The organism is Archangium minus (assembly GCF_044360475.1).
Lineage (GTDB): Bacteria > Myxococcota > Myxococcia > Myxococcales > Myxococcaceae > Archangium > Archangium minus.
Genome location: NZ_CP043494.1, coordinates 2,545,930 through 2,558,231, shown reverse-complemented (window position 1 = coordinate 2,558,231; position 12,302 = coordinate 2,545,930). Strand labels below are relative to the sequence as shown.

Sequence of the window (12,302 nt, the reverse complement as noted above, 5' to 3'; positions counted from 1 at the left end):
AGACCCCGGCCCCCGAGGAGGCAAGCCATGTATCGCGCGAAGGAACTGACGGTGGCGACGACGCGGGGCCGGGGCTTCTACGACATCACGGATGAGGTGCAGCGGGCGGTGGCGGAGAGCGGTGCACAGGAGGGCCTGTGCACCATCTTCCTGCACCACACGAGCGCCTCGCTGCTGCTGTGCGAGAACGCGGACCCGGACGTACACCGGGACCTGGAGTCCTTCTTCTCGCGGCTGGTGAAGGATGGGGACCCGCTCTTCCGCCACGACGCCGAGGGCCCCGACGACATGCCCGCGCACGTGAGGACGGTGCTGACGCAGAACTCGCTCAACGTGCCGGTGAAGCACGGCGGAGCCCACCTCGGCACGTGGCAGGGCATCTACGTCTGGGAGCACCGGACCTCGCCACACCACCGCCGGGTCACAGTGTCCGTGGTGAGCTGAGCCCCCCCCTACTCCGTGGGCTCCTGGGCCTCGAGCAGCTTGTAGAGCGTCTTTCTATCCACATCCAGCAGGCGCGCGGCCTCGCTCTTGTTGCCACCGACGAACTGGAGCACATGGGCCGCGTAGCGCCGTGACAGCTCGGCCAGACTCGGCATGTCCCCGGCCAGGCCACTGAGCTTCTTGGGCGCATCGCCGATGGGCTCGGGGAAGTCCTGGGGCGCCAGCACGCCCGTCACATTGAGCGCGAGCGCCCGGGCCATCACGTTCTCCAACTGCCGCACGTTGCCCGGCCAGTCATACGCGCTGAGCCGCGTCATGACCTCCGCCGTCACCACGGGCGCCACCCCGCCTCGGGCATGCAACGCCGCGAAGTGCTCCACCAGGGCGGGGATGTCCTCGCGCCGCTCGCGCAGGGGCGGCAGGTGCAGGTGCACCACGTCCAACCGGTAGAGCAGGTCCTCTCGGAACAGCCCCTCGGCCACCCGCTCCTTCAAGTCCTTGTTCGTCGCGGCCACCACGCGCACGTCCACCTTCACGGGAGCGCTCTCGCCCACGCGGCGGATCTCCCCCTCTTGCAGCGCGCGCAGCAGCTGCGCCTGCACCTTGGGCCCCACGTCACCAATCTCGTCGAGGAACAGCGTGCCGCCGTGGGCCTCCTCGAAGAGACCGCGCCGCGCGCCCGAGGCTCCGGTGAACGAGCCACGAGCATGGCCGAACAGCTCGCTCTCCATGAGGGACTCGGCGATGGCACCACAGTCCACGGGGATGAAGGGCCCGCTGGAGCGCGGCGAGCGCCGGTGCAGCGCACGCGCCACCATCTCCTTGCCCGTACCCGTCTCCCCGGTGATGAGCACCGGCACCGCGGTGGCCGCCGCCCGAGCCACCTGCTTGTAGACCTCGAGCAGCGCGGGGCTGCGCCCCACCATGGAGCCGCGCTCCACCCGCTTGCGCAGTGAGCGGTTCTCATCCACCAGCCGCTTCTGCTCCAACGCCCGCTTCGCGACGCGCACGATGGCGTCCACGTCGAAGGGCTTGGAGAGGTAGTCGAAGGCACCCTGCTGGATGCTGTCCAGCGCGCCCTCGATGTTGCCGAAGGCCGTCACCACGATGACAGGCGTGTCCGGCAGCTGCGCGCGCACCTCGTTCAGCACGGTGAGCCCATCCCCTGCGTTGGGCATGGCCATGTCGGTGAGCACCAGGTCGAACGGCCCATCCTCCGCGAGGCGCGCCTGGGCTTCCTTCGGGTGCGCGGCCTGAAACACCTCTCCGAGCATCCCGAGCAGGCGCTTGAGCAAATCCCTCGCGTGGGGATCATCATCGACGACGAGGATACGGGTGGGATTCATCAGGCAGCTCCGCGGACAGGAGGCGCCGCCTCCGCTGCGAGGGGAAAGCGGACCAACACCCGTGTACCCGCGTTCAGCGCCGAGTGCACCTGCAACGTGCCCCCGTGTGCATCCACCAACCTCTTGGTGGTGGCCAGGCCCAGCCCATGCCCGGGAATCTCCCGGGTCTCCGGCGCACGGAAGAAGGGCTGGAAGAGCTTCGCCTGCGTCTCAGGACTCATGCCGACACCGTTGTCGACCACTTCCAGCACCGCCTCGCAGCCCTCCCGAGCCACCCGAACGGAGACGCGCGCGTCAGGCCGGCCTGCCGTGTACTTCACCGCGTTGGACAGCAGGTTCTGCGCGATGATCTGCAGGAGCTGCGAGGGACACGGCACCCGCACCCCGGACTCCAGGGAGCGCTCCAACGCCACGCCCTGCGCGGCGGCCGTCTGGCTCACCTCCAGCAGCAGCGTACTCACCGCGGTGTCCAGCTCACCCACCTGGGGCTCGCCCCGAGTGCCAGCACGGCAGAAGCGCAACAGCGCCTCAATGAGCTCGCCCATGCGCTTCGCGCTGGACTCAGAGAGCGACACCAGCTCCAGCGCCTGCGCGTCCTTCACCGCCCCCGAGCGCCGCAGCAGCGTGAGGTACCCCTTGAGCGGCGACAGCGGCCCCATCAAGTCATGCGCCACGCGCCGGGTGAAGGCGTCCAGCTCCTGGTTGCGCCGGTCCAGCTCCTCCATCTGCTCCTGGATGGTGGCCTCCTGCCGCTTGAGCACCGAGGTGATGCGCAGGCCCACCGCCAGCGACACGAGCACCGCCAGCAGCGTCACCACCCCGCCGTAGGCGAGGTTGCGCACGCGCAGGGCGGCCAGGTGCTCCAACAGCATGCGCGCCTCGTCCGCGTTCTCATGGGCGAGCTGCCCCGCCAGCCCATCAATCTCCTCGGCCAGCGGGCGCACCTGCTCCACCAGGTGGTGCCGGGCCTGCTCGGCCTGCTGACGATGGGAGAAGACCGCCGCGGCGCGCACCTGCTGGGCCAGCCGAGTACAGGCCATGTTGAAGCGCTGCCACACCACGAGCGTGTCGTTGCGGGGGAGCTTGCGCGTGTAGTCGTTGGTGGCCTCGCGGATGTCCGCGAGGATGTCCTCCATCACCTCATTGGCGACTTGACGCTGCTCGTCATCGGTGGCGCGGATGTGCGCCTCGATGGCCGAGTCCAGCGAGAGCGCGTCCACGCGGATGCGGCCGATGAGGCCCGCTCTATCCAGCGCCTCCTGGACGCGCTCGTCCACCTGACGGCTGGTGCGCACCTCCGACCAGAGCGTGAAGGCGGCAACCCCCGACAGCAGCATCACCGCGAACAGGAAGCCCGCGCGGTAGCCACGAATGGATGCAGGTGAGCTCACGGACTACTGTTCGCCTCCTGCGGCGGCTGCTCCTGCGCGGCGGGGGGCTGCGCGGGCTGCGGCTGGCTGCGTCTCCGGGCCCGGGAGAGCGCCGACTTGAACCACACGTCCTCCAGCTCCTGCTGCAGCTCCTGCAGCTCCGTCAGCTCTCGTTGCCGGTTCACCAACTGCGCGTTGTGCTCGACCAGCGAGTGCCGCTCCGCCTGCGCCCGCTCCAGCTCGTCCTCCAACAGATGGGAGAGCTGCTCGGACTCCGCGCGCTCCTGGGCCGCCGCCTCGAGCGCACTCTCCACTTCGGCGAGCCGCATCGCGAGGGCCTCCGCACGTTCGCGCTCTTCCTGATACCGCTGCTGCCACCGCTCCACCTCTACCGACACCTGGGGCGGGGCAGATACCTTTGGGGTCGCGCATCCCACTCCCAACCCACCCGCTACCAACGCGATGAAGAGGTACCGCATACCTTCGCTCCCGTCCTCCGCACGCGCGGCAGGCGCATCCGGCCTAGACCGGGCTCTAGCGTCACCGGCTGACATGGCCAGCATCCCCAAGACAGGCGATGTCGTCAAAGACCTCTGGCGCTTTCTGGGGAGGGTGCCCCCAGGCCGGGCAAGCGCAATGGGGAGTTTCTCCGCAGCCCGGTGAGCCCCTCACTCTAGGGAAATCCTGGCACGACGAATGCTCTGTATCACGAACGCAACGCCGCACTGCCGCGACGTTTCGTTGCTGCACGGAGAATCCACATGAAGAACCTCATCGCCGCCATCGCCCTGACCGCCTCCATGTCCGCGTTTGCCTCGGAGCCGGCCAAGGCCGCTGCCCCTGCCGCTGCTCCCGCCGCCGCCCCGGCCGCCGCCGCCGCCCCGGCCACGGAGCCTGCCCCGGCCGCGGCGCCTGCCCCGGCCGCTGAGGTGAAGGCCGAGGCCAAGCCCGAGGCCAAGCCCGAGGCGAAGAAGGCCACGAAGAAGGCCGCCGCGAAGAAGGCCGAGAAGACGGCCGAAGAGACCAAGTAGTCCTACCGCTTCGCCATGAAGCTCCGGTGAGGGCGCCCCCTGCGAAGGGTGGCGCCCTCGTCGTTTCTCGGGCCTGGAGAATTCTAGCCCGCGGGGGAATGCGCCACGCCGCCCGTGAGCTCCCGTTCGCGCATCCGCATGAAGTGCGCGACGGCATCGGCGATGGCCCTGTTGAAACATTGAAGGAGGATCCACGCCTCCTCCAAGCGGAGCAGTGCGTGCCCCCGCTCCTCCACCAATTCGAAGATGCACTCGTGCAGCTCTCCGTACTCGCGCACGACGCTGGGAAGGTCAAACCCGATGCGGAAGCGTTGCTCGCCATGCTCCCATCCCAGTGGACCCACTCGATGCGTCTTCGGCGCCGAGCCTTCCTCCTCGCGGCGCAGGGCGGCGATGACCTCCCGCAGGAAGTCCGGGATGTGATCCGCCAGCTCCGGCTCGGTGAGCGGACCCGGAGCATGGTGTTGCTGGACTCGCTCCAACCAGCGCGCGAAGAGCTGCTCCCTTCCGGCCTCCATCATATCGGCGAGGGTGTCCATGGCTGCGCTCCCGTCTGTTCTCAGTGGAAAAGGTGGGTACGCGCGGAGCGGAGGCGCAGGGTTGAAACAAGCAAGGGAGCAAGGGCCTCCTCGTATCCTGCTCCCGCGGATGAGCATGCCTGCTTGCTCTCCTGACGGACCCCATGGGTCTGGAGGCCAGGCTCCCGGAGGCCATCCGCGCCCCTAGCTTGAGAAACACGGTCCCCGCCCTTCACCCCGGGGCGCCGCACACCTCATGGACACTCCCGAAGACAGGAACGCGGCAGGAGGGACTTCCAGCAGCCATCGGCCGAGCTGGAAACAACTCATGGCCGAGGCCCGCGCCCGCTTCGGCGTGGAGGAGCTCCGGCCCGGTCAACGGGAAATCATCGAGGCGCTGCTGGAGGGCAAGGACGTGCTCGGGGTGATGCCCACCGGCGCGGGCAAGTCGCTGTGCTTCCAGCTCCCCGCCCTCTTCCTGCCGAAGGCCACCGTCGTCGTCTCCCCGCTGCTGGCGCTGATGCAGGACCAGCACGAGAAGCTCTCGGAGGCGGAGGTGGACGTGGTGAAGCTGGACTCCACGCTCACCCAGCGTGAGGCGGATGAAGTGGCGCGCGAGGTGCGCCGCGGCGAGCACGAGCTCATCTACATGACGCCCGAGCAGCTGGAAAAGCCCGAGCGCATCGATGTGCTGCGCAAGGCCGGCGTCTCCCTCTTCGTCGTGGACGAGGCCCACTGTGTCTCCCAATGGGGGCACGACTTCCGCCCGGCCTTCCTCGCGCTGCGAGATGCTGTGCAGCAGCTCGGCCGGCCCCCCATCCTCGCGCTGACGGCCACCGCCACCCCGCAGGTGCGCGAGGACGTGCTCGAGCAGCTCGGCATGCGGGAGGCCGCGGTGATGAACACCGGCATCCAGCGCGACAACCTCTTCCTGGAGGTGGCACGCACGGTGAACCCCGAGACCAAGCGGGCGCGGCTGATGAAGCTGCTCCAGGAGGAGCCGGGCACGGGCATCATCTACACCGCCACCGTCCGCAAAGCCGAGGAGGTGTGGCAGTGGCTGAAGGACGCCGGGGTCGAGGCGGGCCGCTACCACGGAAAGATGAAGGCCTCCGAGCGAGAGGAGGTGCAGCAGCGCTTCATGGACAATAGCTACCGCGTCATCGTGGCCACCAAGGCCTTCGGCTTGGGCATCGACAAGCCGGACATCCGCTTCGTGGCGCACTGGCAGTTCCCCGACTCGCTGGAGAGCTACTACCAGGAGGCGGGGCGCGCGGGTCGCGACGGAGAGCCAGCGCGCGCGGTGCTCTTCTACCGGCTGGAGGATCGCCGCATCCAGGGCTACTTCCTCGGGGGCAAGTACCCCCGGCGCGAGGAGTCCCAGGCGCTTTACTCGGTGCTGCGCGAGCTGTGGGCCCACCGCCAAGGCAAGCCCGTGCCCCTGAAGGTGCTGACAGAGGCCTCGGGACTGCCCGCCAACCGGGTGAAGGTGCTGGTGGCGCAGCTCGCCGGGGCCGGCATCCTCGATCGCGGCTCGCGCGGACTGAAACAGCTGCGTGACTTCGAGAGCGCCGAGGAGCTCGGCGAGTACCTCACCGCCTACGAGAAGCGCCACCAGAGCGATCGGGAGCGCCTCCAGCAGATGATGCGCTACGGGCAGACCACCGGGTGCCGCTGGCGCTTCCTCAGCGAATACTTCGACGAGCCGGAGCACTCCGAGTGCGGGCACTGCGACAACTGCGAGGAGCGGGCCGCCGGGCACTTCGACGCGGCCAGTCCCACACGCATCGCCACTCCCCCCACCGCAACGGACACCCTGAGTGCGGTGTAGATAGAAAAATATGCAGGAAGGACTGTAGCGGGAGGGATCATCCTGTACGCCCGAGGCCGAAAGGTTCTGCTAGCCTGACGAGCCTCGGCACCCCCCATGTCCTCGCTCGACGCCACCGCCACCGCTATCAGCCGGCCGCACGCGCCGGATCTCATCCCCGGTTACCGACTGGAGAAACTCGTCGGAACCGGAGGCATGGGAGAGGTCCACAAGGCCACCCAGCTGTCCCTGGGCCGCACCGTTGCCGTCAAGCTGCTCAGCCAGCAGCTTGCCCAGGAAGAGAGCTTCGTCGCCCGTTTCCAGAAGGAGGCCGCGGCGCTCGCCACCCTGCACCACCCGAACATCGTCTCCATCGTCGACAAGGGCAGCACGGCGTCGACGTACTACCTGGTGATGGAGTTCGTGGACGGGCCCTCCCTGCGCGAGTGGATGCGCACGCCCCAGGAGGACCCGAACGAAACGCTGCGGGTCATGCTGCAGATCTGCCGGGCCATCGAGTACGCGCACAACCGGGGCGTCATCCACCGGGACCTCAAGCCGGAGAACATCCTCTTCGACGCGCAGGCCGGAGACCTCCCCAAGGTGACGGACTTCGGCCTGGCCTCCTTCCTGGAGGACACCAGCACGCGCTTCGCGCTCACCAGCACGCACGTGGCCATGGGGACGCTGTCCTATATGGCGCCCGAGCAGAAGGTGGACTCGAAGAACGCGGACGAACGCGCGGACATCTTCGCGCTCGGCCTCATCTTCTACGAGATGCTCGTGGGGGAGCTGCCCGCGGGTCACTATGATCCGCCCTCGCGCCGCAAGTCGGGGCTGGACCCGAGGCTGGACGGCATCATCGCCAACTGCATCAAGCAGCTGCCCGCGGATCGCTACTCGAGCGTCACCGAGCTCATCCGGGCGCTGGAGCCACTCGCCCCCAACTACACCACCGTGCGGCCGGCGAAGCTCAGCCGGATGCAGCGCGCGAAGCTGGCGGTGAAGCGCGCGGTGCGTGTCCTGCTGCAGGTGACGGCCACGCTGCTCGTGCTGGCCGCGGTGGGCGTGCTGGGCGTGACGTGGCTGCGCAACACGGAGAGGCGCGTGCCCATGACGCCGGGCGCCGCCCTCACCGCGGAGCTCGGGCCCGCCTCGGCGCAGAAACTGGCGGGGAGGTTGAGCTCGGCCAACGGCGAGCCGCGCAAGGTGAGCCTGGGTGAAGGAGCCGACCAGCCCGCCGTGCTGGTATCCGGCCGGCCGCTCACCTTGGATGACCGCACGCTCGTCTTCCCCGCCGTGGAGGGCCAGTCGCGCGTAGGCGTCATGGTCTTGGATGTGCTCGGCTTGAAGGGAGATACCGCCCGCCTCTCCGCCCGGGTGAACGCCCGGACCCCTGAGTCCGACACCCTGTTGGACCTCCGTCCCCTGATCTACGGCCGTCCGCCGGACCCCGAGACCGCGCTGATGTTGGTGAACAACGGCAGGAACCGGTACATCGCCCTGGTGTACAACGGCGCCGGTGCACCCCTCCGGCTGGAGTGGAACCTGGGAGAGAAGCAAGGGGCCATGCTGGGTGCGGACTCCCCTGACGGCCCTGTGGAGCTCGAGCTGAACATCGACGAAGAGGGTGTCCTCGTCGCCTCGGTGGGAAGCAAGGGTGGCAAGCGCCCCATCGCCGAGCCCATCCACCTGGGGTTGGACTGGCAGGAGAAGCATTTCGGCAATGCGCCCTTCCCCGCCTTCGGCTGCATCGAGGGCATCTGCCAGGCCGAGGGCTTCACCTACCAGGTGAGACACGCGCCCCCGCCCACCGTGACTCAGGCCCCGGAGCCTCCTCGCCAGCAGACCGTGAGGACCTCTGCCCCGGCCCCCGCCAGGCGGCCCGCCACGAAGGCCGCCCCGCCCAAAGGTAAACGCTCGAAGTAGCGAGGGGCCACTCCTTGTAAGTGGAAGTGGCCTCATCCGGGGCTTTGCATTATCCCTGTGCGCTCCATGCGCACGCTCAACCGCGGACTCACCGCGCTCCTGCTCGTCGCCGGCCTCGTGGCCGGCTGTGCCCACTCCCCGTCGCCCACTGAGGTGCTCGAACAAGCCGCCACAGCGGCGAAGAAGGGGAACAGCGAAGCCCGCACGCTCGCGCTCGCCGGCTTCCACGCGTGGTTGATGACGGGAGATGCGGCCGCGGCCCAGGGCCGCTTCGACGAGGCCGTGGCGAAGGACCCGGCCGACCCCTACGCCCTCTACGGCCAGCACCTGCTCGCGCGCCGTGCCGCCCAGCCCCGCCGCGCGCTGGATGCCGCGCTGGCCGTGGCCACCCGTGCTCCTCGTCATCCGCTCGCGGTGCCCTCCGCGCGCTACGTGCTGGACCTGGTGGGCGCCTCCCCCGCGCTGGATGAGGTCATCCTCACGGGCCTCAAGACCGCACTCGACGCCGGCTCCGCGGGCGAGGCCGCCCAGCTGCTGCGCGCCAGCCAGGTGGCCATCCTCGGGCTGAGGGGAGATCGAGCCGGCCAGGCCAAGGCGCTCGAGGACATGGGCGCCACGGGCACGGCCACGGTGCTGGGACCCTTCTCGCCCTGGCACCTGCTCGCCTTTGACGACCTCACCCCGCCGGAGAAGGACGGCTCGCTGGCGGGTCCCTTCACCGGCCCCTTCGGCCCGCTCGTGCCCCGCACCCTGCGCGCGCCGGACAGCCGCCTGGACGTGGCGGGTGAGCCGGGCCCGGGTGACGTCTACCTGCTGGCCGTGGACGTGGAGGTGCCCGAGGCCGGTGTCTACGTGGTGCGCTCCGTTTCCGCCTCCTCCCACAAGGTGATGCTGGATGGCACGCCGCTGATGGAGCGCCGCGCCTTTGCCCGCGCCGCCTCCACTGTCACCGCGCGCCCCGTGCGGCTCGCGGCGGGCCGGCACCGCATCCTCCTCAAGCTGCTGAAGGATCAGCGCGGCGCCAACGTGACCTTCGCGCTGGCACGGGCCGATGGGCGCCCGGCGGCCATCCGCTACAGCCCGGCCACAGGGCCCGCGCCCTCCTCGTGGGGCTCGGCTCCGAAGGAGGCCGAAGCGGAGCTCGTCTACCCTCGCGCGGAGGACCTGGCCGCGGCGCTCACCTCCGAGGCGGGCCCGCTGCTGGCGGACTTCATCGCGGTGCGCGATGGAATGGGGCGGGACTCGGACGGTGCCTGGAAGCTGATGACGCGCCTGCAGAAGGCCACGCAGGTGCCCGCGGTGCTCTCCCTTCGCGCCGAGCTGGCCTCGCAGGACCGGAGCATCCCGAGCAAGGTGTCACGCGGACGCGCGACGCGGGACCTGGAAGCGGCGCTGGCGAAGGATCCAGGCGATGTGACGGCGCTGCTGCTGCGCGCCGAGCTGACCCTCAACGACGGACAAGCGGCCGCGGCGCTGGAGACGCTCAAGACGGCGCGGGCGGCGGCGAAGCCCGCGGGTTGGCCCGTGTACCTGCTGGAGGCACGTGCGGCGCTGACCCTGGAGGTGGACAGCGCGGCCGAGGAGAGCCTGCTGGCGGCGCTCCAGGAGCAGCCAGGCCTGTGTGATGCGCAGGGGATGCGCTACGCGTTGGCGCGGCGCCGTGACGCGGTGACGCGCACAGACGAGCTGATGGCCTCGCTGGAGGGCTGCCCGGGTGCGCTCGCCCGAGCCGCCGAGCACGCGCGGATGCGAGGAGACCAGGCCCGTACCGCGGAGCTCTACCAGCAGCAGCTCGCGCGAAACCCAGGCGACGTGACCACGGCCATGTCGCTGACGAGCGCGTACGTGGCCCAGCGCCGCTTCGACGAGGCCACGGCCACCCTGAGGGCCCTGAACGCGCTCTGGCCACGCAACGCGAGGGTGGTGGAGAAGCTGGCGGACGTGCGTGAGCTTGCCGGAGACGCGAAGGGCGCGCTGGCGCTGCGCGAACAGGCGCTGCTGCTGGACGGGAGCAACCTGGCGCTGCGCCGCGCCGTGGTGCGTGCGAAGACGGGGCAGGAGATTCTCCAGGCGTATGCCATTGACGGTCGGCAGGCCATCAAGGACTACGAGGCCAACCCAGGCCCCGAGGAGAGCGCCGCCGCCTATGTGCTGGACGCGGCGGCCACGCAGGTCTACCCGGACGGCTCCCAGGTCTCCCGCATCCACAGCATCCAGAAGGCGCTGGAGCAGAGCGGCGTGCAGGAGATCGCCGAGGTGAACCTGCCCTCGGGCGCGCAGGTGCTGGCGCTGCGGACAATCAAGGCGGACGGCACGGTGCTGGAGCCGGAGAGCATCGAGGGCAAAGACACCGTCAGTCTGCCGGGCGTGCAGGTGGGTGATTACGTGGAGGTGGAGTACCTGCTGGCGGAGGGCCCACGCGGGCCGGCGCAGCCCGGCTTCAAGGCGTCCGACTTCTACTACCGCATCGCCAACATGCCGGACCATCGGGCCACGTACACAGTGGTGGCACCGAAGGGCACGGGCATGAAGGTGGACGCGCACAACATGAAGGTGCCGCCTCCGGTGGTGAAGGGAGACGAGGAAATCTTCACCTTCGAGGTGAAGAACGTGCCGCCCTTCATCCCCGAGCCGGACAGCCCCCCGTCGAGCAAGGAATACCTGCCCTTCGTGGTGGTGGGAGCGGGCACCACGGGCAACGACAAGCTGGTGGCGGTGTACGCGGACTCCTTCCTGGACCGAGGCACACTCAACTGGGAGGTGGAGGCGTTCGCGCGCGAGGCTGTTGGAGACAAGCGTGGGCTGGAGGCGGTGCAGGCGCTGTACGCGGCGGTGATGAAGCGCTTCAGCGGCCGAGACGCGGGGCTGACGCAGTCGGCGGCATCGTCCATCGCGCAGGACCGAGGCAGCCGGCTGTGGGTGATGAAGACGGGCCTGGAGTCGCTGGGGATTCCCACGCGCATCGCGGCGGTGCGCACCTTCGCGGCGGATCCGGCGGAGTACCTGTTCCCCGAGGAGTCCCTGCTGCCGTCCGTGGTGCTGCGCGTGGACGTACCGGGCGAGGACCCCGTGTGGCTGGACACCAACACGCGGTTCGCCCCCTTCGGCGAGCTGCCCGAGACGGCACTGGGCGAGCGTGACGCCTGGCTGATGCCCGAGCCCGGCCGTCCCCTGGAGAAGGTGAAGACGCCGCCCATGAAGCAGCAGCCCGGCAAGCAGGTGAAGCTGGCGCTGGAAGTGGATGGAAGCGGCCAGCTCATCGGCAAGGGTGAGGAGCGGTACACGGGCATCGAGGCAGCCCAGCTCGCGGAGGCCTTCGAGGCCATCTCCGGGGAGCGCCGGCGACAGGCACTGCAGGGTGCGGTGGGCCGCTACTTCAGCGGGGCGGAGCTGACGGGGCTGAAGCTGGAGCGCTCGGAGGAAGTAGGAGCCCCCTTCACGGTGCGCTACGAGTTCAAGGCCCCGAACTTCGCCCGAGCGGACAAGGACAGGCTCCTGATGCCGACCATCACCATGCCGGCGATGCTGGGGCGGCAGTACGTGCAGCTCAGCACGCGCAGCACGCCGCTGTACCTCGACGACACGGATGCGAGCCAGACGGTGGTGACGCTGACGATGCCGCAGGGCTACCGGCTAACGGATCCCCAGCCGCAGCTGAAGGTAGAGAGCCCGTTCGGGCGGCTGCTGCGCACGGAGAAGCAAGAGGGGCGCACGCTCACCATCGAGGAGACGCTGCGGGTGGAGCGAGGCCGCATCCCGGTGAAGAAGTACGAGGACTTCGCGCACTTCGCGGGAGAGGTGGACCTCATCCAGTCGAGGGACCTGGTGCTAGAAAAGAAGCCGTAGCCCTCCCG

9 protein-coding genes are annotated in these 12,302 nt (G+C 69.4%); 5 read left to right on the top strand and 4 right to left on the bottom strand.

The genetic code is table 11. From position 1 onward, the window contains the following. Nucleotides 1-27: 27 nt before the first annotated feature. Nucleotides 28-444: a secondary thiamine-phosphate synthase enzyme YjbQ gene (locus F0U60_RS10470; RefSeq protein WP_395817420.1), complete on the top strand. Its 417-nt coding sequence runs from the start codon at nt 28-30 to the stop codon at nt 442-444. A gap of 8 nt (nt 445-452) precedes the next feature. Here F0U60_RS10470 and F0U60_RS10465 read toward each other — a convergent pair whose 3' ends face one another. From F0U60_RS10465 to F0U60_RS10455, 3 genes are read right to left on the bottom strand one after another with little or no spacing between them, the layout of a single operon-like run. Beyond that, the gene (locus F0U60_RS10465) at nt 453-1,790 is read right to left on the bottom strand and encodes a sigma-54-dependent transcriptional regulator (protein WP_395817417.1); all 1,338 of its coding nucleotides are present in this window, start codon (nt 1,788-1,790) and stop codon (nt 453-455) included. Continuing rightward, nucleotides 1,790-3,181, bottom strand: coding sequence for an ATP-binding protein (locus tag F0U60_RS10460; RefSeq protein ID WP_395817414.1), 1,392 nt, complete (start codon nt 3,179-3,181; stop codon nt 1,790-1,792). Before F0U60_RS10460 ends, F0U60_RS10465 begins: the two co-directional genes overlap by 1 nt. Then, entirely contained in the window at nt 3,178-3,639 is a 462-nt protein-coding gene (locus F0U60_RS10455; protein ID WP_395817411.1) for a hypothetical protein, read from the bottom strand. The genes F0U60_RS10460 and F0U60_RS10455 overlap by 4 nt, the downstream gene beginning before the upstream one ends. Before the next feature lie 282 nt (nt 3,640-3,921). Here F0U60_RS10455 and F0U60_RS10450 point away from each other — a divergent pair, with 282 nt between their 5' ends. Next, complete coding sequence (locus F0U60_RS10450; protein ID WP_395817408.1) at nt 3,922-4,191, top strand: hypothetical protein; 270 nt, start codon at nt 3,922-3,924, stop codon at nt 4,189-4,191. Nucleotides 4,192-4,274: 83 nt separating this feature from the next. On the opposite strand, the gene F0U60_RS10445 is transcribed toward F0U60_RS10450, so the two are convergent. Further along, the gene (locus F0U60_RS10445; RefSeq protein WP_395817406.1) at nt 4,275-4,730 is read right to left on the bottom strand and encodes an RsbRD N-terminal domain-containing protein; all 456 of its coding nucleotides are present in this window, start codon (nt 4,728-4,730) and stop codon (nt 4,275-4,277) included. Nucleotides 4,731-5,037: 307 nt separating this feature from the next. Here F0U60_RS10445 and F0U60_RS10440 point away from each other — a divergent pair, with 307 nt between their 5' ends. The 3 genes from F0U60_RS10440 (at nt 5,038) to F0U60_RS10430 (ending at nt 12,294) form a co-directional block, all read left to right on the top strand. Next, complete coding sequence (locus tag F0U60_RS10440; protein ID WP_395817404.1) at nt 5,038-6,540, top strand: RecQ family ATP-dependent DNA helicase; 1,503 nt, start codon at nt 5,038-5,040, stop codon at nt 6,538-6,540. Between the two features lie 96 nt (nt 6,541-6,636). Beyond that, nucleotides 6,637-8,448, top strand: a complete 1,812-nt coding sequence (locus F0U60_RS10435) for a serine/threonine-protein kinase (protein ID WP_395817401.1) — start codon at nt 6,637-6,639, stop codon at nt 8,446-8,448. Between the two features lie 66 nt (nt 8,449-8,514). Next, entirely contained in the window at nt 8,515-12,294 is a 3,780-nt protein-coding gene (locus tag F0U60_RS10430; protein ID WP_395817399.1) for a DUF3857 domain-containing protein, read from the top strand. Nucleotides 12,295-12,302: the final 8 nt, after the last annotated feature.

What these genes read in the sequence shown, in the direction of transcription:
- F0U60_RS10470 (WP_395817420.1), top strand. Translation starts at nt 28, where the DNA reads ATGTATCGCGCGAAGGAACTGACGGTGGCGACGACGCGGGGCCGGGGC.
- F0U60_RS10465 (WP_395817417.1), bottom strand. Translation starts at nt 1,790, where the DNA reads ATGAATCCCACCCGTATCCTCGTCGTCGATGATGATCCCCACGCGAGG.
- F0U60_RS10455 (WP_395817411.1), bottom strand. Translation starts at nt 3,639, where the DNA reads ATGCGGTACCTCTTCATCGCGTTGGTAGCGGGTGGGTTGGGAGTGGGA.
- F0U60_RS10450 (WP_395817408.1), top strand. Translation starts at nt 3,922, where the DNA reads ATGAAGAACCTCATCGCCGCCATCGCCCTGACCGCCTCCATGTCCGCG.
- F0U60_RS10445 (WP_395817406.1), bottom strand. Translation starts at nt 4,730, where the DNA reads ATGGACACCCTCGCCGATATGATGGAGGCCGGAAGGGAGCAGCTCTTC.
- F0U60_RS10440 (WP_395817404.1), top strand. Translation starts at nt 5,038, where the DNA reads ATGGCCGAGGCCCGCGCCCGCTTCGGCGTGGAGGAGCTCCGGCCCGGT.
- F0U60_RS10435 (WP_395817401.1), top strand. Translation starts at nt 6,637, where the DNA reads ATGTCCTCGCTCGACGCCACCGCCACCGCTATCAGCCGGCCGCACGCG.
- F0U60_RS10430 (WP_395817399.1), top strand. Translation starts at nt 8,515, where the DNA reads ATGCGCACGCTCAACCGCGGACTCACCGCGCTCCTGCTCGTCGCCGGC.